Genomic DNA, 24114 nt, shown 5'->3' with positions numbered 1-24114 from the left:
AAGAGATTTCAATAAACAAAAGAGCGATGGGAAAACTTGTTGCTCTTTTTTGTTTTATAGCTATGCGAGGCCTATTTCAAAGATTTGTCATCCTGAGCAACGAAGGATCTATTCATGAACTATACCATTGGAAAATAGATGCTTCACTATCGTTCAGCATGACAATTTAAATTAACCAAAGACTATTTCTGAAATTTCACCTTCACCGATACTGTTTCGGGCTTATGATTATTATTTCCAACCCAGGAAGGGCCGTTTTTGATTAGGTCTATAGCTTTCTGATCGGCTACCGCGTTCAGACTTTTTTTGATCTTAAAATCGCTTAATGATCCATCAACACCAACAGTAAAACTCACATTTACGTTGCCAATGGTACCATCAGGTAAAACCGCATTACTTTGCAGGTATTTTTTAAAATTGCTCGAGCCATTTTGAGGGTGGGCGCTTTCGGGTAGAGGCTCATCATCAGCATCTGTTTTATGGCCACGGGAAACAACAACCTCGTTGAGCGAGTTTGAAGCATCGTTGAGCTCAACCTTTAAACTATCACCCACTTTGGCGCTTACCTGTTTACGCTCAAAACCTATAGATGCGATATCCAGGGTTTCATTACTTGCAGGCGAGGCTGATAAGGCAAATTTGCCATTAACATCTGTAACCGTTGATTTGTTGGTTCCTTTAATACGTATAGCAGCGCCAATCACTGGCGAACCATCGCCTTTTGAAAGAATGATACCTGTTATCCTACTGGCTTCCGCCTGTGATTTAGGATCTGCAGGAATCACTGTTAAGCCATCCACTTTTCCGGGCAAGACAGACGATCCATAGGTTTTGGCCTTCTTTGATCTTCTTAAGGCTATAGCATTATCCAGGCTATCTTTTTTAGTTTGCGAAGTATAACCCATTACAACCGTTTCGCTTAGTTGCTGTGTATTATCTGTTTTATTGGCCGGCGATTTAAACTGTAATGGCGCCGCAGCCGGTACTTGTTTAGCTAAATTATCTGCTGAAGATACCGAGCCAGCAACAGCCTGTTTATCAGTTGCTGATATCTCCTGCTGATAAATGGCATTATCAGTTGGTTTGGCAACAGGCTGTTTGATTGATTTTAATACCGGTGCAGGTTTTATGTTTTGAGCCACCCGCGTCTCAACAGGTTTGGCAGGCGGTGTAGATGATACTACCGTATCTTTAGATGCTATTGATTGTTTTTTGTCGGTTTGTGGGGTAACCACTACATCGGCAACTCTTTCTTTTTGAGGTGTGGGCTCTGAATTTCTCATCCACAATCCACCAATGGTTAATACCACTAAAACCGACGCAGCTATCGCCCATACCTTCCAGGGGATCACCCGGCCTCTTTTTTCGGCTGTACGTTCCTGCAGGCGATCTGCCAGTTCGTTCAGGTTTCCCTGCTGATCTTTCCCTACAGCTTCGTAACCTTCCAGGGCATCCATCAAAAACGGATCGTCAAGCGCTTCCTGCTCCAGCTGGTGCATAGCGGTAGCATTAAGCTCCCCGTTAAAGTACTTCCTGATCTGCGATATGTCGGCCTTTTTATTGCTCACTGCTTCTCTCCAGGCAAATTTTTAAATTTCGTTTGCCATTTTGTATATAACTTTTCACCTCATTTAAACTAAACCCGGTTATATCAGCCACCTCTTTGTAGCACTTCTCTTTTAAGTAAAACAGATCGATGCTTTGCTGCTGCGCGCCGGTTAGTTTTTCAATACAACGTTCCAACGCTTTATAGGCTTCTTCACGGTTATTATCATCAGGATGCAAAAGCGGGGTAAATTCCATAACCTCATCCAAAGCAACTACTTCTAATTTTTTACCGCTCCTTAACTGCATCAAGCAATAATTGCGCCCCAATACATACAACCAGCTTCTGAATATGGCTATATCATGCTGTTTTACCTTAATAACCAATTCCTCAAAAATGCCCATAACGGCATCTTTAGCCAGCTCTTCGTCTTTCAGATATTTTAAGCAAACACCGTAAACAAGGGGCATATACCTTTCATACAATTGTCCCAAAACAGCAATATCACCGCTATTACGGTAAACAGATAGCAGTTCGGCATCAGTTGATGAACTTAATTTATTTGGTTTGATAAAATTGGTCATTAAACAGCGCCAAAATAAATTTTTTAAATCGTTTATGGAAATTAAGCTGCTGTAACATCCTTATTAAAATGAAAGCAAATACGCAGATTTCAGATGTGCAAATATGCAGATGAGGTTCTGTAGCTATAAAAATCACTAATTCACTAAATCAGTAAATCAATAATTATCAAATGAAACAGCTACTATTCATTTTAATACTCGCAGGCTTAACCGGATTTAAGCCAGCCTCCGCACGCCACATCAGCGGAACGGTTTATGACGATAAAAACCAGGCTCTGCCCGGCGCACAGGTAATCGTAACAGGCGGTCATCAAGGTACGCAGACCGATATCAAAGGGCATTATACTATTGATCTACCCGAAGGCAAAAGCAAACTTACTTTCAGTTTTGTAGGCTTTGAGTCGCAAACTATAAAGATCGGCAAAAGCAATACGCTGGACGTTCATCTGAAAGCATCAAGCCAAGCTTTAAACGAAGTGGTAGTTGTAGGTTATGGCGTGCAGCACAAAAGCAGTGTAACCGGGTCTGTAGCCACGATCATTGCGCCGCAAGCCGATAAAAAGTACTCGGCCCCGGTAGCCGGGCTTGCTGTTAGCAAGACCACAAGGCACTCCAACAAGGCTTTTCAAATTATGAATGCACCGGTAGCACCCGCTCCTGCTGCTGACAATGAAAGCTATAAAGGCATCAATGAAAATGGTTTCAAAACCGTTGAAAGCGAGCCTCTATCTACTTTTTCCGTTGATGTTGACGCGGCCTCCTACAGCAACGTAAGGCGTTTTATCAACAACGGGCAACTGCCTCCTGCTGATGCGGTTCGGGTTGAAGAAATGATCAATTATTTTCATTATAACCTGGCTGGGCCAACCAATAACGAGCCGGTTGCAATCCATACCGAACTTTCTGCCGCACCATGGAATAGCAATCACCGCTTGTTACGTATCGGTTTAAAAGCAAAAACCATCGCTAATGATAAACTGCCCGCCTCCAACCTGGTATTTTTGATAGATGTATCGGGATCGATGTATGAACCCAACAAATTGCCATTGGTACAATCGTCCTTAAAAATGCTGGTTAACCAATTACGTCCGCAAGACAGAGTGGCCATTGTAGTATACGCCGGCGCAGCAGGGGTGGTATTACCGGCTACATCGGGCGACAAAAAGACCACCATTAACAACGCTATTGATAACCTTCAGGCAGGCGGCTCAACAGCTGGTGGCGCTGGCATTAAACTGGCCTACAAAATTGCCATGGAAAACTTCATGAAAGGTGGTAATAACCGCGTAATGCTGGCTACCGACGGTGATTTTAACGTAGGCGCATCCAGCGATGACGATATGGAAAAACTGATTGAGAAAGAACGCGAAAGCGGTATATCCTTATCCGTTTTGGGCTTTGGCATGGGTAACTATAAAGACAGTAAAATGGAAACCCTGGCCGATAAAGGCAATGGCAACTATGCTTATATCGATAATATTACCGAGGCCCGCAAAACCCTCATCAGCGAATTTGGTGGTACCCTGTTTACCATTGCCAAGGACGTAAAACTACAGGTAGAATTTAATCCTGCCAAAGTACAGGCTTACCGTTTACTGGGTTACGAAAACCGCGCCCTGAACAAGGAGGATTTTAACAACGATAAAAAAAATGCAGGCGATATGGGATCTGGCCATACCGTAACCGCTTTTTATGAGTTAGTGCCTGCCGGTGTTAAAGATGATTACTCGGGCAGTGTTGATCCGCTTAAATATCAAAAACCAAAGTCCGTAGCTTATACTAGTTCATCTGATGAAATGCTGACCATCAAGTTCCGGTACAAACAGCCAACCTCATCCGTTAGTAAAATGAGCCATGTGGAAGTTTATGATAAACCTGTAGCCTTAAATTCCACCTCAACTGATTTTAGGTTCGCGGCCGCTGTAGCTGAGTTTGGGATGTTGCTGCGCGATTCGCAATTCAAACAGCATGCCACCTATGATCAGGCTATTAAAATGGCCCGTGCAGCTAAAGGCGACGACAGTGAAGGCTATCGGGCCGAGTTCATTAAACTGGCCGAAAGCGCCAAACTGCTGAGCCCAAACAACAAGGTTTTAGCAGCGGAAGAGTAGATTGCAAATGTGCAAATATGCAGATGTGCGGATTGTAAATGTGGTAATAATGGATTTGAGGTCATAATTCGTCTTTCAAATCCGAAATCGGGGCATTTGCACATCTGAAATCTGCATATTTGCACATCTACATATTTGCACATCTGAATTCTGTGAAACTGTACATCAAAAACATGGTATGTAACCGCTGCAAAACGGCGGTGCAAACCGAACTCGAAAAAGCCGGTCTGGAACCATTAAGCATAGAACTTGGCGAAGTATCACTGAAGCAAAACCCGGAAGCACAACAAATCAAGGAGCTGGAAAAATCCCTTACATCGCTGGGTTTTGAACTGATCGACAACCAGAAAAGTCGACTGATAGAACAGATAAAAACGGAGATCATTAAACTGGTGCATTATACCGATACTACCAAAACACTAAAGCTCTCGGCAATATTGGCTGATCATCTGCATCATGATTACAGCTACCTGAGCAACCTGTTTTCGTCTGTAGAGGGTACCACCATCGAAAAATATTACATTGCCCAAAAAATTGAAAGGGTAAAAGAACTATTGATCTATAACGAGCTGAGCCTGTCTGAGATCTCCTACCAATTAGGTTACAGCAGCGTGGCGCACCTTTCGGCCCAGTTTAAACAGGTAACCGGGCTAACGCCATCGCAATTTAAGGGGCTGCAAAGTCATCACCGCAAAAATATCGATGATGTATAAGCGGACTCTTCTACGATAAAAATCTTATAACATCCATCCATAATTCTGTAAGGCCAACCAGCCGTGCTGTGGGTAAATTTGTGTTATCAATTTAATCACACAAATCATGACACATACTTATCAAATAACCGGCATGACCTGCGGCGGTTGTCAAAATAAAGTACAAACCCTGCTATCCCAACTGAAAGATGTGCAAAAGGTAGATATTTCTCTTGCAGAAGGTACCGCGGATATCACCATGGCTCAACATATTCCAACTGCTGCTTTACAGGATGCCCTGAAAGATTACCCCAAATACCAGCTCAGTGAAGTACAAAATACTCATCAAGCCATGCCTATGGATATGGACGGGGAAAACCACAGCTGGCTGGCCACCTACAAACCCATTCTGCTCATTTTCGCCTATATTTTAACCATCGCTATTATAGCCGGGTATATGGAGCACGGCTTTATGACCATGACGGCCATGCGCGTGTTTATGAGCGGCTTTTTCCTCACTTTTTCCTTTTTTAAACTACTTAACCTGCAGGGATTTGCCGATAGTTACTCCATGTATGATATTGTAGCCAAACGCTTTAGGGCATGGGGTTATATTTATGCTTTTGTGGAGCTGGGACTGGGTTTAGCCTTCGCCCTGGATATTCTGCCTTTGGCGGTGAATGTAGTCACTTTTGTGGTGATGACCATGAGTTTGATCGGCGTGCTGCAAAGTGTACTAAACAAACGCAAAATTCAGTGTGCCTGCCTCGGAGCAGTTTTTAATCTGCCCATGAGCACCGTTACAATCGTGGAAGATGCCCTGATGATCGTGATGAGTGGGGTAACGTTGGTGACCCTCCTTTAAGAAACCTGCAGGTTACCCAAAAAACTTTTTAAACCTTAAATTTTAACACTTTTTTTGCCCAAAACAGGATAAAAATGGCTCAAAAACACTCGAAAATTCGCTCCAAACCATCGATTTTAACACTTTTTAACAAATTTTTGACGGGTTTTGAAAGGTTTAAAAAGTCTTAAAATATTGACTATCAAAAAACCACACCCCAAACGATTGGTTTTTGGGCTCTATTCTCACTTAACAAAACAGCCCGGCTTTCCTCTTTTGACGGAAAACCGGGCTGTTTATACATACAAATATACGCAATATTTTGCGGAATTATCTGCTTGAATATTATTGAACCACTTCGCTGATCTGGATAAGTGGCGTAACATTGGTGTACTTAGGAAAATCGGCTCTGATCTCGTCCAGATGCTTTGCAAGGGCAGTTTCATAATCAGAAAGCTTATCAAAATACAGGTAACCAATGGCCAGGAACGGAACCGGAGTGCCAGGTGTTCCGCTTGATATCCCTTTATCAATAGCGTAAATTTTCAGGTTAAAGAATTTTGCCATCAGCGGCATATGGTTCTTGGTGTAGTAGTCCATGTCAAACGTTTTTCCTTCGCCGTTGGGGTAAAGGACCGTTACTTTGATCATGCCTTTTTTTACTTTGGGTGCATCTGTAGTTTGAGCTTGCAGGCAACTTACAGAAAGACCCAAAAACAGGAGCAATAGAATTGTTTTTGCTTTCATTTTATGGTTTTTAAGGTTAATTTTAAATATATTGAAAAAAGTGAGGATCAGCCTAATTTTCAGCAGCATTCAATACAATTGATCTGCAAAATACCGGTTTTTAGGTATACGCACAGACGCCCGGAAACATTACACCTTAAGGGCTGATCAGCTTTTATTTATGAATCAACTGGGTAAAAATCTATTTTAAAACTACCCACTATATGTCATTTTTTTGCATGTAACCAGCATTATACATTTAAAAACCATCTTATTATCTAACTTTGCGGTTTGCTCCGGGTATAAAATAACAGGGGCTTTGGTTAATAAAAGGGGAATTTCATGTACGATATTTGTTGCATAGGGCATATTACTTTGGATAAAGTGGTGACACCACAGGCGGTTAAACACATGGCCGGCGGTACATCTTTTTACTTTTCGAGCGCCATCCGTAATATGGATGTGAGCTATACGCTGGTAACTTCGCTTGCCGAAAATGAAATGCCAACCGTTGACGCTTTACGCGCCAAAGGGACCGAAGTACATGCATCAACCTGCGCCCATACCGTATATTTCGAGAATATTTACTCCGGCAATCAGGACCACCGCACCCAGCGCGTGTTGCAGAAAGCCGATCCTTTTACTGTTGAACAACTGCAGGGGATCGACGCGCAAATATTTCACCTCGGTCCGCTTTTGGCTGATGATATCCCCGTTAGCCTCATCAAAGAACTGAGCAGCCGCGGCAGGGTATCATTAGATGCTCAAGGCTATTTACGTAAGGTAGAAGACAAAAACGTGATCCCGGTTGATTGGCCTGCCAAAAAAGAAGCCCTGCAATACATCGATATTTTAAAAGTTAACGAGCATGAGCTGGAAGCCCTCACCGGCCTTACAGATATTAAAAAAGGCGCGTTGGTACTGGCCGACTGGGGCGTGAAGGAAGTAGTGATCACCCTGGGCAGCATGGGTTCGGTAATTTATGCCGGCGGTTTGTTTTACAGTGTACCCGCCTACATCCCCACAGCGGTTGTTGACGCCACCGGCTGCGGCGATACCTATATGGCCGGATACTTATATCAACGCATCAAAGGAGCTGCATTCCAGGAAGCCGGCGAATTCGCGGCAGCCATGGCCAGCTTTAAAATAGAATCATCGGGACCATTTACCGGCACTAAAGAGGATGTACTGAATTTGTTGGAAGTGGGCGAGAAAAACATTTGCTGTTTATAGTTGATGGTCGATAGACCATGGACCATAGTCGATGGTCTATAACTAATAAATCATGGTCGAGTTGCAATAAAACCATGGTCTATGGTCCATCGACTATGGACCGCCATCTCCTTATATCTCCCTGATATCTGTAGCGCTTATCCAGCCTTCGTTGCCGTTGGATAGCCTGATCTTTACCCAATCGTTACTATGCTCCAGGATATCTACCTTGGTGCCATCGTGTAGTACAAACAGATCTTTCGACTTCAGGGTAGGTTCACTTTTGATGGTTACCGAACCGCTGAAAACAATAGCCTCGTGATGACTGTCGAAATAATCAGCCTGCCTACCGGCCACAAAAATGCAAGCCAGTCCTAAAAACACCAACGCTATAGCCGAGTAAAAGGATACTTTCTTAACCGTAACTGATAAAGTGAAACGGTAAAGGATCAACAGGCCCGAACCAGCCAATATCAATAGCACGCTCAGTACAGCCAGTGTACCGAGGGAGCAGGCCAGGATAAAGCCATGCCACCATTTGGTAATAAAAAACTCAGGTGCTTCTTCCAACTTATCAGTAGTTTTCAAATTGGCCAGCTGAAGGTTGATATGGATATCTTCATCGCCCGGCGAAAGTTTGTGCGCCTTTTCATAATACAGCAGTGCCGATGGTATATCGCCGTTTTTGTAATAGGCATTACCCAAATTAAAGTAAACCGCTACCGAGCGATACCCCCCATCAACCAGTTTCTGGTAGGAGGCTATGGCCGCCGGGTATTGCGCTTTGGCATATTCGGCATTACCTTTTTTAAATAGCGCAGATGTAGCATCATCGCCGAAAGCCAACAGGGGCGATATGATAAGCAATAACAAATAAATCATGCGTAATAAAGTGCGTGAAACCGGTTTCGTGTTGCCAGACACATTTGCACATCCGCACATTTGCACATCCGCACATCTATACATCCTTAATAATTTATGAATTAGTGATTCATTTGCACATCCGCACATCTGCATATCTGCACATCTATAGTTTATCTTCAATGTCATTGATCATGCTTTTAGCTTTGTCAAATACCTGCTGTTCTGATACACTCGATACCGGGGCGTAACGTGCCATATCGCATAAGTCGAGCGTATCCAGCAGCTCGTTGATCAGTCCTTCATCCAGCGATCGTGCTTTCAGCTCCGAAGCTATTTTTTCGCGATTCAGATCAGCAGCAGCAATATTCAGCTTGTCGCTTAAATACCCATATAAGCCCCTGAACACACTTTCATAAAAAGCTTTGGAGTTTTTGGCCGTTAACTGCGCCTGCGCGCTGGCCAGGTGTTTGGCTGCAATTCTTCCTGCTTTACGTTTTTTCACCTCTACAACATCGCTGTTATGCCTTTCGTACCACTTACCATATATCAAGGCACCCACAAACAACAGCGGACCAAAAGCAAGTAAGCTGTAGTACAAATCTGAGTCATAAAAACCTTCGCCGTTTTTGGTGATATCACCGCTGGTTTTTATATAGCGGATATCCTTGTTCAGCAATTTTACATCCTGCTTATCGCTACCCGAAAAGGCGGTCACATTGTTTTCCAATGTCCCTTTGTTCACCTTTATTTTGAAGCCCTGGGTTGGCAGCGATACATATTTGCCGGTAGCTGGGTTAAAGTATGCAAACTTAACCGGGTCGATGCTAAAATTGCCCTCGTGCCGCGGTATCAGCAAATAATTGTAGATACGGGTGCCCGTTTCGCCGCTCTCCTTTTCGGCAATGGTATCCTCGGTTTTGGGATCATACTTTTCAAAATCTGCGGGGAATACGGGGCTCAATGGCTTTAATAGTTTCAGGTTCCCTGTACCCGAAATTTTAATGCTGTAATTGAGTGGGTCATTAGCCTTGAGCTCCTTTTTATCCAGTGATGTACTGATGGAGAATTTGCCCACCGCCCCGGCAAAGCCATCGGGTTTTCCCGGCGGTAACGGTTTTACATGAATAACTGTAGGTTCGCTTTTGATCTTGTATTTAACATCATTATAGGCGCCAAACATCTGACCGAACATGTCGTCGTCGCTTGCCTTGGCGGCCTCCCGTATCACAAACAGCATGGATATGGGGTCAATATTGATGTTACCGGTATGTTCGGGGAACAGGATATTTTTTTTCATCTCGGCCACATTGAACTTTACGCCTTTGTAAGTTTCCACATGCCAATTTGGGTTCTGACTCGGATTTTTAATTTCCTGGCTGAAAAAGCCATTCAGATCGGGAAGTTTATCAGGTTCGCTGCCTACAATAGCTACCCTGGTGTACAATTTGTAAGTTAAGGTGATCTGCTCGCCCAGGTATACGTTGCTTTTATCAACCTCGGCCCTGATAAATAACGACTTAGCAATATCGGTGCCTGGCCTTTTCATGGTAACCCTACTGTCGGGCGCACTTTGCGATTGGGCAGCTGCGGCGGCAGCATTATTATTTTGTTGAGATGAAGAGCCTTTTACAACTTTTATCTTTAGTGGCTTAGTACTTAATTGCTTTCCGCCCGAAAAAATAGTTGCCGGGCCAATAGTATAAGTCCCTTCTTTTACCCCGATCAGTACGTAGCTAATAGCCATGCTTGAAGATGAGTTACCATTGATAACCTCCATACTGGTAGACACATTTGGCCCCGATACTACCAAAAAACCAGTAAACGAAGGCGGTGTAAAACGGTCGCCGTTATTATTAACCGTAAAAGTTACTTCAAACTGCTCCGTTGTGCCCACTTCCGTTTTACTTGCCGATGCAGTAAAATGAATATCGGCAGCAAAAAGCATGCTTGTACTCAGCAGTAGTAATAACAATATGAAGTATTTTCTTTTCATTCTTTCTTTTATCTGATCCAGGTGGCGGGGAGCGTGATTCCGGTGTAAGAGCCAGATTAACCCATCTTACATCCAACCCCGTTCTGGCAACTCGCTCTCACTCCTCAATTACCATTCCTTTTCTATGTGCACTTTGGCACCTTTTTGTTTTTTATTTTTTAGCTTATCCTGCGTTTGCTTTTCGTCGTTGTTCAGCGCTTCCAGCATCCGCTCGGCATCTTCTTTGGATACGTTATTTGGATCGGGTTTCTGACCGCCGTTGTTTTTGTTCGGATCGTTTTTATCCTGTCCGTCTTTGTTATCTTTATTATCCTTGTTCTTATCGTCGTTCTTTTTATCCTGATCCTTCTTATCCTTGTCCTTCTTATCCTTGTCCTTATTGTCTTTGTTATCTTTATTCTTGTCTTTGTTGTTCTTGTTGTTTTTATTCTTATCCTTATTTTGTTTTTGTTTCAGCTTCTCCAGCGCATAGGCCAGGTTATAGCGTGTTTCCTCATCCTGTGGATTGTTGAGCAATGATTTTTTATACGCCGTAACACTTTCTTCCAGTTTGTTTGACTCCAGCATGGAGTTGCCAAGGTTATGATAGGCTTTGGCAAGCACTTCTTTGTTTTTGCTTGATGCGGCTATCTTGGCAAACTGTTGCCCGGCATCGGCATATTTCTTTTGCTTATACAAGGCATCGCCCAGGTTAAAGTTACCGGCCACAGTTTTACCCTGTTTGCCGATGGATACCCGGTAGTTGCTTTCGGCATCCTTATAATTTTGCTGCTGATACAATTGATTCCCCTGCCTGATATACTTTTTTTCCTGCTGGGCAAAAAGTACCGAAGCCTGCAGCACTAATACAACTATGATGATATATTGCTTCATGACTTTTTAACCTCAAATAATTTTAACCCGCTTAACCGCATGTTTTTACGGTTTGATATAAAAAACTCCACCACCAATAAAGCCAGGGCTATAGCCAGGAAAAACTGAAAGCGGTCTTCATAATCTTTGAACGATTTATTATCATATTCCTTACGCTGTACCTTGGCCACCTGATCCATCACGATGCTTAAACCGCTGTTTGAGTTATTGGCTCTTACATAGATGCCGCCGCCTGCAACGGCAATGTCCTTACCCATTTGTTCATTCAGTTTGGTGATCACCTTATTGCCGGTTTCATCGGTACGGAATGTGCTATGCGGATCATTCGGATCAAGGGGAATAGGAGCGCCTTCTGCCGAGCCCACACCGATAACATTCATCATTACGCCCTTACTTTTAGCTGCTGCCGCGGCCTCCATGGCATTATCTTCATGGTTTTCGGCATCGGTTATCAGGATCATGGCTTTACCAGTTCCGTTTTTAAAGTCGAGTGACCTTACACCCAGGTCAATAGCCGCACCTATGGCCGTGCCTTGTGTAGGTACCATACTGGTGTTTACGGTATTTAAAAACAGTTTGGCTGCCGAGTAATCGGTAGTCATGGGTAATTGTACATAGGCCTGGCCCGCAAAAACAATCAACCCTATACGATCGTCATGCATCCTGTCGATCAGTTGTGAAATGGCACGTTTGGCGTTTTCCAGGCGGTTTGGCGCAAGGTCCTGCGCCAGCATACTGTTAGATACGTCGAGCAGTATCATCAGATCGGCGCCTTTGCGTTTTACTTCTTCGGTTTTTGAACCCAGCTGCGGATCGGCCGCGGCGATGATCAGCATGGCATAGGCCACCACAAAAAAGATGAACTTAAGCCATGGCCTTGATAACGAAACCTGCGGCATCATGAGGCGTACCACATTTTTATCGCCCAATGAGGCAATGGCCTTCCTTTTCCAGCGGCTTACCAAAATAAACAGCAGAATCAATACCGGAATAACCAGCAATCCCCATAAAATATCTGTATGTGCAAAACGTAGCATCTTTTTTTATTATTTGGTATCAAGTAGTTAGTATCAAGTATCAAGACTTTCTTCCTTTTAGGAATATCAAGAAAACGAGGCATCTTGATACTTGATACTAACTACTTGATACTGAAACTTATGTCAACGCCCCCTTAAATAGGGTATTTTTTAATAAAAACTCGAGCGCCAATAGTCCAAGCGCGATGATGGCCCAGGGCAAAAACATTTCTGTTTTGCGGCGGTACTGGGTTACATCAATCTTGGCTTTCTCCAGCTTATCTATTTGTGTGTATATCTGTCTCAGTGTTTCGTTATTGGTGGCCCTAAAATACTTGCCACCGGTAATAGTAGCTATCTTTGACAGCGTGCCCTCGTCAATATCAACTTTCATACGCTGATATTGGATGCCCATTGGTGTAGGCACAGGGTAAGGCGCATAGCCATTGGTACCCAAACCTACGGTATAAACCCTTACTCCAAACTGTTTGGCTATCTCGGCAGCGGTAATAGGAGGAATGGACCCTGAATTGTTTGAACCATCGGTCAATAAAATAACTACTTTACTTTTGGCGGTGCTGGTTCTTAAACGGTTTACGGCTGTGGCCAGGCCCATGCCTATGGCCGTTCCATCCTCTATCATCCCGTTCTTGATGTCAGCGAATACGTTGATCAGTACATCATGATCAATTGTCAAAGGACACTGCGTAAAACTTTCACCGCTAAAGATCACCAGACCAATACGGTCGTCGGGACGGTTCCGGATAAAGTCAATAGCGATATTTTTACCGGCTTCCAGGCGGTTGGGCTTAAAATCTTCGGCCAGCATACTGCCTGATATATCCGAGGCGATCATAATGTCGATACCCTCGGTGGTACTGTCTTGCCAGCTTAATGACGATTGCGGCCTTGCCAGCGCCACAACTATGGCCGCAATGGCTAATGACCTCAGTACGATACCCACATGCCTGAAACGGGCCATGTTGCTTTTTTTAATGGCGAAACTTTTCAGCGTAGGTACGCCCAATGTACCCTGCAGCTGGCGCTGTTTCCAAACGTACCAGGCCACCATTAACGGGATGGTTAAAAACAACCAGAAAAATCCTGGGTGGGCAAATTCTATTCCTTTAAACCAGCTCATTTGTTATCCTCTTGCTTTACAATGGGTGGCTGAATGGCTTGCTGCGTTCTGTTCACAAAGGCTACGGCGTTATCCATGCTTTGTTCGTTATCCTGCGGCGTTGGTTTCTCCTTCGCAAATTTCACCAAATCGGCCAGTATCAGTACCTGGCGCAGCGCGTTGCGGTTCTCGTCGGTAATATCCATATACCGCAAACTGGTAAATATCTCATCAGAAGTTTGCTCATGTGCTTTGATCACATAGCGATTTTCCAGGTAATCACGCATAATATCGGTAAGCTCGGTATGATACTGCTTGGTTTGCTCCTGCTGCCATAGCTTGCGGTTACGCAGTTCGGTTAGCTTTTGAAGCGCTATAACGTGGATAGGTACAATAGGTTTGGGCTCTTCAACCACCACCTCTTTTTTATTCTTCCTCCTCAGGTAAATGATCAGGAAGATCACCCCACCGATGATGATAGCTGCTTCTATACCGATCACCAGCGCCAGGTGGTCAGCCAGCCAGTCTAAAAAAGTATACTGAACAACCAGCGGCTGCTTAATGTCATAAGCGGCTTTTGTGGTATCCACCGCCACGGTGGCCACTATCAGTTTCAATGGCTGGGTTTTAAGTTCGCCACCCGCGGTACGGAACGCGTACGAAGGGATCACATACTCACCGCTATCAAATGAAGTAATGATATAATGATGCCCTATAGTTTCGATACCGGCATTATTTTTATCTACTACGGTATCGGCTTTACCGCTTACTATTAAAACTTTACTGGCGATGCTGTCTGCCAGTGTCGGAAACTCAACTTGAGCGCCATCCTTCACCGGCATGCGGGCAGTAAGGTGCAGTTGTATTTGCTCGCCTATTTTAATAACCTTACGGTCAATCCTGGCGTCAACTTCTACATTTTGGGCACTGCTTTGGTAAACAAACCCGGTAAGCAGTATAGTTAACAATAGCAGGTGTTTTATAAAGCACTTTATCATCTTTTGCCTTCCCGCTTTTTAAATAATGTCATCAGTGGTTTAACGTATGATTCATGGGTACCTATGCTGGTAAAATCAACACCAGAGCGGTTAAAGGTTTCCTTTAACTGTGCATTTCGCCTTAGCCCTTCGGCTTTAAAAGCTGTGCGCACGGCTTCATCGGAGGTATTGATCCAAAGCAGCTCGCCGGTTTCTTCATCCTGCATCGGGATGAGGCCCAGGTTCGGGAACACTTCTTCATGTTTATCATACAGGCGCAGGGCAATCAGGTCGTGCTTTTTATTGGCGATCTTCAATTCGTCCTCAAAAGCCGGACTAATAAAATCGGAAATAATAAAGGCGGTACATTTTTTCTTGATAGCCCGGGTAAAGAATTTTAGCGCTTCGGCAACATTGGTTCCTTTGCTTTCGGGCTTAAAGTCGATCAGTTCACGAATGATCATCAGGATATGACTGCGGCCTTTTTTGGGCGGGATAAACTTCTCGATCTTATCGCTAAAAAACAATACCCCCACCTTATCATTATTCTGTATAGCCGAAAACGCCAGCACCGCGCAAAGCTCGGTAGCTATATCCTGCTTTTGTTGATTTTGCGTTCCAAAGTTTTCGGAGCCGCTCACATCAACCAGCAACATAAAGGTAAGCTCGCGTTCTTCGTCAAACACCTTTACGTAAGGGTGGTTAAAACGGGCGGTAACGTTCCAGTCTATGGTACGGATCTCGTCGCCCAGCTGGTATTCGCGCACCTCGCTAAAAGCCATACCACGGCCCTTAAAAGCCGAATGATACTCGCCCGAGAATAAGTGGTTACTTAAACCCCGGGTCTTGATCTCGATCTTCCTTACTTTTTTCAGCAGTTCTTTGGTATCCTTAGCCATAGCGTTTGGGGGGAGAAGGAATCAAGATATCAAGAGTCAGGAATCAAGACAAAATCTTAAACTCCCGCCGCAATTCATTTACTGCTTCTTATTTCTTGATTCCTGACTTTTAATATCTTGATTCTTTTATCCTGGTTCTTATCTCTTGATTCTTTTCTTACGGTACTTCTACCACATTCAATATCCCTGTAATAATATTTTCTGAGGTGATGTTCTCTGCTTCGGCCTCGTAGCTTAAACCGATACGGTGACGCAGTACATCATGACAAATAGCACGCACATCCTCAGGGATCACGTAACCTCTGTGTTTAATGAACGCGTAAGCTTTTGCGGCCAGCGCCAGGTTGATACTGGCCCTTGGCGACGCGCCAAAAGTGATCAGGTTTTTATAATGCGCCAGTTTAAATTGCTCAGGGAAACGGGTAGCGAAAACAATATCCACAATGTATTGCTCTATTTTTTCGTCCATGTACACTTCCCTTACAATTTTGCGGGCACGCACAATTTCCTCGGGTTTGATAACGGCCGTTGGTTTTGGCATGCCGCCTGGTAATATATTGGCGCGGATAATTCTTTTTTCATCCTCCTTCTCGGGGTAGCCGATCACTACTTTAAGCATAAAACGGTCAACCTGGGCTTCGGGCAGCGGGTAGGTACCTTCCTGTTCAATCGGGTTCTGGGTAGCCAGTACCAGGAAGGGGTTTGGCAGCGGGAAGGTATTATCGCCAATAGTTACCTGGCGTTCCTGCATCGCTTCCAGCAGCGCGCTTTGTACTTTGGCAGGTGCACGGTTAATCTCATCGGCCAGGATAAAGTTAGAGAACAGCGGACCTTTACGCACGATGAACTCTTCTTTTTTCTGGTTGTATATCATCGTTCCCAGCAAATCGGCAGGTAACAGATCGGGCGTAAACTGGATGCGGCTGTAATCGGCCTGAATAGCTTTTGACAGCGTGTTGATGGCCAGCGTTTTCGCCAGTCCCGGAACACCTTCCAAAAGGATATGCCCGTCGGCCAGCAAACCGATCAGCAATCGCTCCACCATATATTTTTGTCCAACGATCACCTTATCCAATTCCATTCTCAGGATATCGATAAAAGCGCTTTCTTTTTGTATCATTTCATTCAGCGCCCTGATATCGGTTGAATATGATACGCTACCCGTAACAGCGCCTGATGAAACGTTTTCGGTATTACTTTTTAATTCTTCCATGCTTCTTTTTTGTTCGGTAGGCAAACTTACTCACACTAACATTTTTTCGCCAAAAAAAATGCCCTCTTAAATGTTAAAATTTGTTAAATTTTTGTCGATTGCCGTAAATATATAAGTTTTCCTGAGCCTAAAGCTCAAAGCAGAAAGCCTAAAGCTATTATTATATAAAAAGAAGCTTTAGGCTTTGCGCCTTGGGCTTTTAGCATCGCCTTTGCATTTTTAAAACTAAACGATTTGGCTACCTTTAAACATCCATTTAAAATATTCATGTATAAAAAATATCTATACCTCACGTTGTTCATCAGCATAGTATTTTTACCAGCCATTGCTCACAGCCAAAGCACATATAAAAACATCCCTCTTCCGCTAAATATCAACAGTGTAAACGAAGAATTTTCGGGCATGACGCTATATGCCGGACGGGTTTACCTGGAACCGCAATATGGCAGTCATAAAGAAACAAAACTCGACGGCGACTTTTTCATTTACAGTCTACTGGCTGATAGCATTGGCCGGGTGATTAACGGTAAAGATACTTCCTTAACCGCTTACCGGACCGTCCGCGTTAAAAACCTCAATCAACTGCCCGATTCGGTAAAAACTTACTACGAAGGTTTTGAAGCGATAAGCATCGTTAACAACACCGCCTATTTATCTATCGAAACCAATGATACTTACGATTATTGCTTTCTGCTCAAAGGCAAACTGGATACCCTGCAAAATACCATCACTATTGATCCCCTGCATTTCGCTACTCTTAAAAGACCATTACGCGTTAATAACGCGGGCTTTGAAAGTGTAACCTGGCTGCCTAAGGAGAAAAAACTGCTGGCTTATTACGAATATAACGGCATGCCTGGTGGCGGCAAAGGCTATCTCATTGATACCTCCTTTAACAAAAAGCCACTGCTCATCAAAGTACCGTTCCTTTATTTCAGGATAACGGATATCACCGCTACCCAGGACGACAAGATCTACGGTATCAATTACTTCTGGAATGGCGACTATGATGCTTACCTCAATAACGACCAACTTAAAAACCAGGAAGAAAATATAAAAACAAGCATTCCGGATCTGGGAGATAATATCAGCCAAAACCCGGATTACCTGAAAAAGAAAAGCACCAGCTATGGCCGCATTATGATGCTCAACAACCGGAAAGATAAAAACTGGAAACAGGTGACATCTGCATTCCCGGCACCAAAAAATAACTGGGAAGGTATAACCCTTTACCGGGATGGTGCGCTGATCATTACAGATGCTAACCGCAGCAGCAAGCAGTTAACAACGTTTGGATATGTGAAATTTTAGGTAGCGTCAGTGATTTAAGCCGAACTTGTCATCCTGAGCGCAGTGAAGGATCTAATCTTCAATATGCATGTCTGCGAATAGATTCTTCGCTTCGCTCAGAATGACAAACTATATTTTTTAATCATCTACATATTTGCACATCCGTACATATACCTCAATGCTTATCCCCAAAGCCAAACTCTTTATAGGTATTCGGCAAGCTATCCGCATTTCTGAAGGCGAAGGTGAAAGTGGCGCCCCAGCTTTCAAAGTCGGCATTTTTATCGGTCGAGGCTTCCACATGTACCGAGCTGATCATGTATATACCTTCGCGGCTCAGTTTAAAATAAACCTGTCCCTGGGCATCGGAGCTCAGTTTTTGCGGGAACACATTACCGTTTACTGTCCGGGTGTATACAATAACCACGGCATCTTTTAAGGGTTGGCCTTTAAATAATATTTTAGCGGTTACATCATCGCCATAGCTGGCTTTATATGGGTTTTGCTGTATCACTATTTCATAGGTCTCGCCCAGTGGTTTATCAAAATCTTTTCCATTAGGCTTATCAACGGAAATCAGCGTTTTCAGATACCGGTTTGTTTTTTCGACAAAGTACTGCTGGTTGCTGTTCTTGGCATCCTCGGCTATTTTATCCAGACCTTCGTTGTCCAGATATTTCAGAAATTTATTCCTTTCAGATTCTACGCTTTCGCTTTTCACCATCTCGATGAGGGCGATCCCGCTGTTCTCTAATTTGTAATTCAATATATTGGATGCTGTATCTTTGGGTGCCTGGGTCAGATCGGTTTTTTTTGATCCCTCATACAACATGAATTTGGTGAGCTTGGCATCCTTATACCGGTATTCCGCGTCTTTTTGAAACTCATTACCGCTTAACAGGTGCAAGTTCAGCTTGTCGCCTTTTTTCATATAGAAAACTTCGGGCAATAAAAAATAATCCTGTGAGCTGGCGGCAAACCCAATGATCAATAATAATGCGAGGAGTAAAAATCCGTTTCGTTTCATAGTTATCTGATAGGATTACCAAACATACAAAGTTTTAAAAACTTCAGTAGTTTTACATTATGATTTTTGACCGTAAAAGCCTGAATAACGAAAATTTAATTTTTTTTTACAAAAAACTGTTGCTGCCGCGCCTCATCGAAGAGAAGATGCTGATCCTTTTACGTCAGGGTCGTATCGGCAAATGGTTTTCGGGAATAGGACAGGAAGCTATTGCTGTGGGCAGTACCCTGGCCATGCAAAACGACGAATATATTTTGCCCATGCACCGCAACCTGGGCGTTTTTACCACACGCGATATACCACTCTCCAGATTGATGGCGCAGTGGCAGGGCAAGCCTTCGGGTTTTACCAAGGGGCGTGATCGCTCTTTCCATTTCGGTACGCAGGAATATAAGATCATCGGGATGATATCGCACCTGGGGCCGCAACTGGCCCTGGCTGATGGTATTGCCCTGGCCGATGTTTTAGCCGAACGGAAAAGATCGACCCTGGTATTTACAGGCGAAGGCGCAACCAGTGAAGGTGATTTTCATGAAGCGCTGAACATCGCATCCGTTTGGAAACTGCCGGTTATATTTTTGATTGAGAATAACGGATATGGTCTGTCGACCCCGGTAAATGAGCAATACAACTGTTTAAAACTGGTGGATAAGGCTGTAGGCTATGGCATAGAAGGCCGCCGCATAGATGGCAACAATATATTGGAAGTTTACCATACCATTAAAGAGATCAACGAAAGCATCCGTGAAAACCCGCGCCCGGTACTACTGGAATGTATGACCTTCCGGATGCGGGGACATGAGGAAGCATCGGGAACCAAATATGTTCCGCAAAATTTATTTGAATGGTGGGCAGGTAAAGACCCGGTAGCTAATTTCGAAAAATATTTACTGGACGAAGGCGTGATCCGCCCGGAATGGATCCCGGTATTTAAAAAAGAGATCACCACCCTTATCGAAACCGAGTTTGAAAAGGTTTACAATGAGGTAGACATTATACCAGATATAGCAACCGAAGTGCGTGACATGTATCAGCCTTACCAGTTCCCGGTAAGCCAACCTGCTGCTATCCCCGCAACGCATAAACGTTATATTGATGCCATAAGTGATGGCCTGCGCCAGGCCATGCGCAAACACCCCAACCTGGTGATTATGGGGCAGGACATTGCCGAGTACGGCGGCGCATTTAAAATAACCCAGGGCTTTGTGGAAGAGTTTGGCAAACCCCGCGTGCGCAACACGCCTATTTGCGAATCGGGCATTGTAGGCGCAGGTATGGGCCTGGCCCTGAACGGCTACAAGGCTATTGTTGAAATGCAGTTTGCCGATTTTGTAACCTGCGGCTTTAACCAGATCATTAACAACCTGGCCAAAACACACTACCGCTGGGCACAGGCCGTTGATGTGGTAGTGCGGATGCCAACAGGGGCAGGTACTGGCGCCGGACCTTTCCACTCGCAAAGTAACGAGGCCTGGTTTACCAAAACCCCCGGACTTAAAGTGGTTTACCCCGCTTTTCCGGCAGATGCTAAAGGTTTACTATTGGCCGCTATTGACGATCCAAACCCGGTTATTTATTTTGAACATAAATACCTGTACCGCAGCATCAGCGGCGATGTGCCCGACAATGATGTGCTGATTGAAATAGGCAAAGCCAATATAGTAAAGCAAGGCACACAAGTCAGCATCATCACCTTTGGACTGGGTGTACACTGGGCTTTGGAATATGCCGAAAAACATCCGGAACTATCCCTTGAGATCATCGATCTGCGCAGCCTGCTGCCCTGGGATCATGAAGCGGTAGAAGAAAGTGTAAAGAAAACCGGCCGTGCCCTGGTATTGCACGAAGACACGCTCACCAGTGGTTTCGGCGCCGAGATAGCTGCCCACATAGCCGAGCATTGCTTTAGATACCTGGATGCACCTGTAATGCGCTGTGGCAGCCTGGATACCGCTATCCCCATGAACAAAGCTCTGGAAGACCAGTTTTTGGCGAAAGCCAGGCTGGATGAAACGGTGGAGAAATTGCTTGCTTATTAATCAACCGGGATGTCATGCGGAGCTCCGTCGAAGCATGGTGGGCGGGCCTCTGCGCACGTCCTTCGACAAGCTCAGGATGACAGGCCTTCTTTTTTCCAAAATGATTTGTCATGCTGAACGAAGTGGAGCATCTGTTGTGCAACATGCATACCGAAGAAGATCCTTCGCTCCGCTCAGGATGACAACTTTAAATTTTTGTCTTACCTCTTGATTCTTATCTCTTGCATCTATCCTACTTCCATTTAAAACTCTTGATCATCACAGCAATATCCTGTTTGATAAAATTAAGCACGGGTTGAATAGAATCCAGGCGGGGTTCGGAGTTGAAGTAGAGGGCGCCGCGCAGGTAATTTTTGGTGCTATCGGTCAGGAAGAATTGTGCCGATGATGCCGCGTTACCATCAATGGTGTAATAGATGCCGTAAACCTTACGGTCGGCATATCCAATTACGCCTTCGTCAATAGAGGTAGCCTTTACCGTATGTTTAAAGGCGAAGGTGCGGGCATCTTCTACCAGCTCATTAAATACTTTTTTTGATGTTACCGGTTGATAGCTTAAATGCAGCGTAGCATGAAATTGCGGAAACTGCATATTTACCCAGCATGGTTTGGCCCCTTTGGTCCTGTCGGGTTCAATAACCGCGTATTTGGGATAGCTGAAAGAATAAGGGCAGCCCGCGCTATAATCCTGGTATTCTTTTTTAGGAAAAGCGATGCGGTAATATCCCCTTGGTTTTGGCGAATAATCATGATTACCGCCACATGCTGCAAAGAACAACAGCGTGCTAAGTAACAAGCTTACATATTTATATTGAGATTGCATATTCAACAGCCGCTTGCGAATGAATAATTGTTGTGTCAAAAACAGGTATTAAAAAGTCTGTTTGGCCAATTAATAACGGGATTTCGGTGCATCCTAAAATGATACATTCTGCTCCCTCTTGAATTAAATCATTAACAACAGAAATAAATTTTTCTTTTGATGTCGATTTTATTATTCCTCTGCCAAGTTCTTCTTTTACAACATACTGAATTAAATCTCTTGTTTCTTGCTTTTCAGGAATCAAAACCTCCAATCCATGTTCTTCCAGTTTTTTCCTGTAAAAGTCCATTTCCATTGTAAACTTTGTGCCTAATAGTCCTACTTTTTTAAATCCTTGTTTATTTACTGCTTTTGCAGTTTCAACGCCTATATGAATGATGGGCAACTGGATTGTCTCCTGAAGTTTGTCTGCAAACAGATGGGCGGTATTAGCACATAAAACAATACTGTCGACTCCGCTTTTTTTTAAAGACTCGCAAGCATTAAGTAGTAATTCAAAACTACCAACCCAACTTTTGGCTTGTATGTCGCCAAAGTTTAAGGAGTAAATAACACATTCAGCAAAATTCAGTCCGCCTAATTTCTTATTAACCCCTTCGTTTATATAGCGGTAATAATCTAAAGTTGATGTCCAGCTTATGCCGCCAACTAATCCAATTTTTTTCATACCCGGTTATCTTTAGCGTTCCAGATCTCCCATGATCTTTCGGCTTGTAATACCAGCATCTCATAACCGTTTTTGGTTGCGGCGCCTTGTTCCCGGCCTTTTCTTAAAAACAAAGTTTCTTCAGGGTTGTAGATCAGATCGTACAGCAAATGCTCATCCGTTATGCCCTCGTAAGGTATCGGCGGACATTCATCAATTTTGGGCGAAGTACCTATGGGCGTAGTATTGATAATGATCTTATGCCGTTTGATATCGTGCGGTTTCAGATCGCTGAACAAAATATGATCGGGATGCGGTTTGCGGGTAACCGTTTTAAAGGCAATGCCCATGTTTTCCAGTACACATTTTACCGCTTTTGCCGCGCCACCATCACCCAACACCAGAGCCTCTGCTTCAAAATCCTTAATGAGCGGACGAATAGACATCTCGAAACCGTACAGGTCGGTATTATATCCTTCCAGCCTGAAATCATGCCCTCCGATGCCAACTTCGCCGGTAAAGGCTGCCTGCAGTGGGCTTTCGGCAATTACGCAGATACAGTTAACCGCCCCGGCTTTGCGGGCATCATGCTCAATCCAATCCAGGAAGGGCAACACAGCAACTTTATGGGGAATGGTGATATTAAGGCCGCAGATGTCGGGGTGTTCATCCAGCAGATCCTGCAGATCTTTGATATTTTCCAGCGGATACAGCTCGTAAGCGGCATCAGTGATACCCTCGTTCTTGAATTTTTCGGCAAAATATTTCTTTGAAAAAGAATGTGAAAGGGGGTAGCCTATAAGCCCGTATTGTTTCATGGCGTAATATTAGCAACATTTCATAAGTTATGGAAACTATTGAGCAGTGGGAGGCAGATTCCTCTTATTTAAAATATAAAACTTTTGCTTTTTGCCTGCGCCAGCAAATAACGAATGCGATGAGCAAAGTACCCGCGGGTATAAACAAGGCATAATCATGCATAGGTTTGGTAGTTAAGGCAGCCAGGATAGCGCCTGCCAAAAAACAAACGCAAACAAAGCCAAACAGCCTGGCTTCGCGCAAGGCAACCGGGTTACGCGAGGGCATCGTTCCCCGAAAAAAAGCTTCGGCAAAGCGGCGCAGGTTGCCAGTGGTCATTACGGAGTTATAGGTCCATTGTTCCAGTTTGGTAAAGCTTGAATTTTGCATGGCCGCCACCAGCGATATGGCCAGCACCAGGGGAATATCCGGAAAAGAATCTGATAGGAAAGAGCAAGCTATGAGTACAACGATCTCAAATCCCAAACAAGTTAAGGCGGGCTTAGGCAAATATTTTAATACCGATGGCAGGTGCATCCGGTAGGCAATAAACACCCCGATCAAAAATGCTATAATGGGCGGAATATGGTGCATGGCCTGCTGCCAGTCGCCCTGAGCGGTATACATCCCCAGGAACACCACGTTACCCGTCATGGAATTGGCAAATACCCCGCCATGCCCTACATAGGTAAACACATCCAGGAAACCGCCAGACAGCGTAAGCAATGCCGCAACTTCTATAGAGTTATCGGAGTACACCTGTACAGGTACCTGATCCGGATTGGCTATTGATGGGTTTTCAGCTTCCGTGGCCATTGCTG

The 24114-nt window shown here is 44.2% G+C and carries 23 protein-coding genes; 6 read left to right on the top strand and 17 right to left on the bottom strand.

Translation table 11 applies throughout. From position 1 onward, the window contains the following. Window positions 1-182: 182 nt before the first annotated feature. Together FHW89_RS29165 and FHW89_RS16065 are read right to left on the bottom strand one after the other, a co-directional pair. Window positions 183-1568 (bottom strand): carboxypeptidase-like regulatory domain-containing protein, encoded by a 1386-nt coding sequence (locus tag FHW89_RS29165; RefSeq protein ID WP_172336072.1) that lies wholly within the window; start codon window positions 1566-1568, stop codon window positions 183-185. After that, complete coding sequence (locus FHW89_RS16065) at window positions 1558-2130, bottom strand: RNA polymerase sigma factor (protein WP_172336071.1); 573 nt, start codon at window positions 2128-2130, stop codon at window positions 1558-1560. The genes FHW89_RS29165 and FHW89_RS16065 overlap by 11 nt, the downstream gene beginning before the upstream one ends. 170 nt (window positions 2131-2300) lie before the next feature. Between FHW89_RS16065 and FHW89_RS16060 the strand changes: the two genes are divergently transcribed. The 3 genes from FHW89_RS16060 (at window position 2301) to FHW89_RS16050 (ending at window position 5798) form a co-directional block, all read left to right on the top strand. After that, window positions 2301-4241: a VWA domain-containing protein gene (locus FHW89_RS16060; protein ID WP_172336070.1), complete on the top strand. Its 1941-nt coding sequence runs from the start codon at window positions 2301-2303 to the stop codon at window positions 4239-4241. Between the two features lie 152 nt (window positions 4242-4393). Further along, complete coding sequence (locus tag FHW89_RS16055) at window positions 4394-4954, top strand: helix-turn-helix domain-containing protein (RefSeq protein WP_371742460.1); 561 nt, start codon at window positions 4394-4396, stop codon at window positions 4952-4954. 106 nt (window positions 4955-5060) lie between these two features. Next, window positions 5061-5798: a heavy-metal-associated domain-containing protein gene (locus FHW89_RS16050; RefSeq protein ID WP_172336069.1), complete on the top strand. Its 738-nt coding sequence runs from the start codon at window positions 5061-5063 to the stop codon at window positions 5796-5798. 324 nt (window positions 5799-6122) lie between these two features. Here FHW89_RS16050 and FHW89_RS16045 read toward each other — a convergent pair whose 3' ends face one another. Beyond that, complete coding sequence (locus FHW89_RS16045; RefSeq protein ID WP_172336068.1) at window positions 6123-6524, bottom strand: EthD family reductase; 402 nt, start codon at window positions 6522-6524, stop codon at window positions 6123-6125. A gap of 321 nt (window positions 6525-6845) precedes the next feature. Between FHW89_RS16045 and FHW89_RS16040 the strand changes: the two genes are divergently transcribed. Further along, entirely contained in the window at window positions 6846-7736 is an 891-nt protein-coding gene (locus FHW89_RS16040; protein WP_172336067.1) for a PfkB family carbohydrate kinase, read from the top strand. Window positions 7737-7847: 111 nt separating this feature from the next. Here FHW89_RS16040 and FHW89_RS16035 read toward each other — a convergent pair whose 3' ends face one another. The 9 genes from FHW89_RS16035 to FHW89_RS28990 all read right to left on the bottom strand — a co-directional run bounded on the left by FHW89_RS16035 (window position 7848) and on the right by FHW89_RS28990 (window position 16939). Beyond that, a complete protein-coding gene (locus tag FHW89_RS16035; RefSeq protein WP_253952247.1) occupies window positions 7848-8597 on the bottom strand; it encodes a tetratricopeptide repeat protein in 750 nt (249 codons plus the stop codon). A 145-nt stretch (window positions 8598-8742) separates the two neighbouring features. Next, on the bottom strand, window positions 8743-10572 hold the full coding sequence (locus FHW89_RS16030; protein WP_172336066.1) for a BatD family protein: 1830 nt from the start codon (window positions 10570-10572) through the stop codon (window positions 8743-8745). A 108-nt stretch (window positions 10573-10680) separates the two neighbouring features. After that, window positions 10681-11445 (bottom strand): tetratricopeptide repeat protein, encoded by a 765-nt coding sequence (locus FHW89_RS16025; protein ID WP_172336065.1) that lies wholly within the window; start codon window positions 11443-11445, stop codon window positions 10681-10683. Beyond that, window positions 11442-12482: a VWA domain-containing protein gene (locus tag FHW89_RS16020; protein ID WP_172336064.1), complete on the bottom strand. Its 1041-nt coding sequence runs from the start codon at window positions 12480-12482 to the stop codon at window positions 11442-11444. Before FHW89_RS16020 ends, FHW89_RS16025 begins: the two co-directional genes overlap by 4 nt. Window positions 12483-12600: 118 nt before the next feature. After that, window positions 12601-13602, bottom strand: coding sequence for a VWA domain-containing protein (locus tag FHW89_RS16015; protein WP_172336063.1), 1002 nt, complete (start codon window positions 13600-13602; stop codon window positions 12601-12603). After that, window positions 13599-14579: a BatD family protein gene (locus tag FHW89_RS16010; RefSeq protein WP_216650589.1), complete on the bottom strand. Its 981-nt coding sequence runs from the start codon at window positions 14577-14579 to the stop codon at window positions 13599-13601. The genes FHW89_RS16015 and FHW89_RS16010 overlap by 4 nt, the downstream gene beginning before the upstream one ends. Continuing rightward, a complete protein-coding gene (locus tag FHW89_RS16005) occupies window positions 14576-15457 on the bottom strand; it encodes a DUF58 domain-containing protein (RefSeq protein WP_172336062.1) in 882 nt (293 codons plus the stop codon). Before FHW89_RS16005 ends, FHW89_RS16010 begins: the two co-directional genes overlap by 4 nt. 157 nt (window positions 15458-15614) lie before the next feature. After that, on the bottom strand, window positions 15615-16574 hold the full coding sequence (locus FHW89_RS16000) for an AAA family ATPase (protein WP_371742462.1): 960 nt from the start codon (window positions 16572-16574) through the stop codon (window positions 15615-15617). 230 nt (window positions 16575-16804) lie between these two features. Next, window positions 16805-16939 (bottom strand): hypothetical protein, encoded by a 135-nt coding sequence (locus FHW89_RS28990; RefSeq protein ID WP_256367802.1) that lies wholly within the window; start codon window positions 16937-16939, stop codon window positions 16805-16807. Between FHW89_RS28990 and FHW89_RS15995 the strand changes: the two genes are divergently transcribed. Beyond that, window positions 16938-17981, top strand: coding sequence for a hypothetical protein (locus FHW89_RS15995; protein WP_172336060.1), 1044 nt, complete (start codon window positions 16938-16940; stop codon window positions 17979-17981). The two genes, FHW89_RS28990 and FHW89_RS15995, sit on opposite strands and share 2 nt — an antisense overlap. 154 nt (window positions 17982-18135) lie before the next feature. Here FHW89_RS15995 and FHW89_RS15990 read toward each other — a convergent pair whose 3' ends face one another. Beyond that, the gene (locus tag FHW89_RS15990) at window positions 18136-18987 is read right to left on the bottom strand and encodes a DUF4198 domain-containing protein (RefSeq protein ID WP_172336059.1); all 852 of its coding nucleotides are present in this window, start codon (window positions 18985-18987) and stop codon (window positions 18136-18138) included. A gap of 59 nt (window positions 18988-19046) precedes the next feature. Between FHW89_RS15990 and FHW89_RS15985 the strand changes: the two genes are divergently transcribed. After that, window positions 19047-21026 carry a thiamine pyrophosphate-dependent enzyme gene (locus tag FHW89_RS15985; protein ID WP_172336058.1) on the top strand — a complete coding sequence of 660 codons (1980 nt, stop codon included), beginning with the start codon at window positions 19047-19049 and terminating at the stop codon, window positions 21024-21026. Window positions 21027-21258: 232 nt separating this feature from the next. Here FHW89_RS15985 and gldD read toward each other — a convergent pair whose 3' ends face one another. From gldD to FHW89_RS15965, 4 genes are all read right to left on the bottom strand, one after another. Further along, entirely contained in the window at window positions 21259-21849 is a 591-nt protein-coding gene (gene gldD, locus FHW89_RS15980; RefSeq protein WP_172336057.1) for a gliding motility lipoprotein GldD, read from the bottom strand. Continuing rightward, window positions 21833-22516, bottom strand: coding sequence for an aspartate/glutamate racemase family protein (locus FHW89_RS15975; RefSeq protein ID WP_172336056.1), 684 nt, complete (start codon window positions 22514-22516; stop codon window positions 21833-21835). The genes gldD and FHW89_RS15975 overlap by 17 nt, the downstream gene beginning before the upstream one ends. Next, window positions 22513-23313 carry a shikimate dehydrogenase gene (locus FHW89_RS15970; protein ID WP_172336055.1) on the bottom strand — a complete coding sequence of 267 codons (801 nt, stop codon included), beginning with the start codon at window positions 23311-23313 and terminating at the stop codon, window positions 22513-22515. The genes FHW89_RS15975 and FHW89_RS15970 overlap by 4 nt, the downstream gene beginning before the upstream one ends. Window positions 23314-23377: 64 nt before the next feature. After that, entirely contained in the window at window positions 23378-24109 is a 732-nt protein-coding gene (locus FHW89_RS15965) for a YoaK family protein (RefSeq protein WP_172336054.1), read from the bottom strand. Window positions 24110-24114: the final 5 nt, after the last annotated feature.

The sequence above is a fragment of the Mucilaginibacter sp. SG564 genome (assembly GCF_013149275.1).
GTDB lineage: Bacteria > Bacteroidota > Bacteroidia > Sphingobacteriales > Sphingobacteriaceae > Mucilaginibacter.
The sequence above is the reverse complement of the archived record's forward strand: the minus strand, read 5'-3'. Positions and strand labels throughout refer to the sequence as shown.

Excerpts from the sequence above, each read along its gene's own strand:
- FHW89_RS16065 (WP_172336071.1), bottom strand. The coding sequence starts at position 2,130 with ATGACCAATTTTATCAAACCAAATAAATTAAGTTCATCAACTGATGCC.
- FHW89_RS16060 (WP_172336070.1), top strand. The coding sequence starts at position 2,301 with ATGAAACAGCTACTATTCATTTTAATACTCGCAGGCTTAACCGGATTT.
- FHW89_RS16050 (WP_172336069.1), top strand. The coding sequence starts at position 5,061 with ATGACACATACTTATCAAATAACCGGCATGACCTGCGGCGGTTGTCAA.
- FHW89_RS16045 (WP_172336068.1), bottom strand. The coding sequence starts at position 6,524 with ATGAAAGCAAAAACAATTCTATTGCTCCTGTTTTTGGGTCTTTCTGTA.
- FHW89_RS16040 (WP_172336067.1), top strand. The coding sequence starts at position 6,846 with ATGTACGATATTTGTTGCATAGGGCATATTACTTTGGATAAAGTGGTG.
- FHW89_RS16035 (WP_253952247.1), bottom strand. The coding sequence starts at position 8,597 with ATGATTTATTTGTTATTGCTTATCATATCGCCCCTGTTGGCTTTCGGC.
- FHW89_RS16030 (WP_172336066.1), bottom strand. The coding sequence starts at position 10,572 with ATGAAAAGAAAATACTTCATATTGTTATTACTACTGCTGAGTACAAGC.
- FHW89_RS16025 (WP_172336065.1), bottom strand. The coding sequence starts at position 11,445 with ATGAAGCAATATATCATCATAGTTGTATTAGTGCTGCAGGCTTCGGTA.
- FHW89_RS16020 (WP_172336064.1), bottom strand. The coding sequence starts at position 12,482 with ATGCTACGTTTTGCACATACAGATATTTTATGGGGATTGCTGGTTATT.
- FHW89_RS16015 (WP_172336063.1), bottom strand. The coding sequence starts at position 13,602 with ATGAGCTGGTTTAAAGGAATAGAATTTGCCCACCCAGGATTTTTCTGG.
- FHW89_RS16010 (WP_216650589.1), bottom strand. The coding sequence starts at position 14,579 with ATGATAAAGTGCTTTATAAAACACCTGCTATTGTTAACTATACTGCTT.
- FHW89_RS16005 (WP_172336062.1), bottom strand. The coding sequence starts at position 15,457 with ATGGCTAAGGATACCAAAGAACTGCTGAAAAAAGTAAGGAAGATCGAG.
- FHW89_RS15995 (WP_172336060.1), top strand. The coding sequence starts at position 16,938 with ATGTATAAAAAATATCTATACCTCACGTTGTTCATCAGCATAGTATTT.
- FHW89_RS28990 (WP_256367802.1), bottom strand. The coding sequence starts at position 16,939 with ATGAATATTTTAAATGGATGTTTAAAGGTAGCCAAATCGTTTAGTTTT.
- FHW89_RS15990 (WP_172336059.1), bottom strand. The coding sequence starts at position 18,987 with ATGAAACGAAACGGATTTTTACTCCTCGCATTATTATTGATCATTGGG.
- FHW89_RS15985 (WP_172336058.1), top strand. The coding sequence starts at position 19,047 with ATGATTTTTGACCGTAAAAGCCTGAATAACGAAAATTTAATTTTTTTT.
- gldD (WP_172336057.1), bottom strand. The coding sequence starts at position 21,849 with ATGCAATCTCAATATAAATATGTAAGCTTGTTACTTAGCACGCTGTTG.
- FHW89_RS15975 (WP_172336056.1), bottom strand. The coding sequence starts at position 22,516 with ATGAAAAAAATTGGATTAGTTGGCGGCATAAGCTGGACATCAACTTTA.
- FHW89_RS15970 (WP_172336055.1), bottom strand. The coding sequence starts at position 23,313 with ATGAAACAATACGGGCTTATAGGCTACCCCCTTTCACATTCTTTTTCA.
- FHW89_RS15965 (WP_172336054.1), bottom strand. The coding sequence starts at position 24,109 with ATGGCCACGGAAGCTGAAAACCCATCAATAGCCAATCCGGATCAGGTA.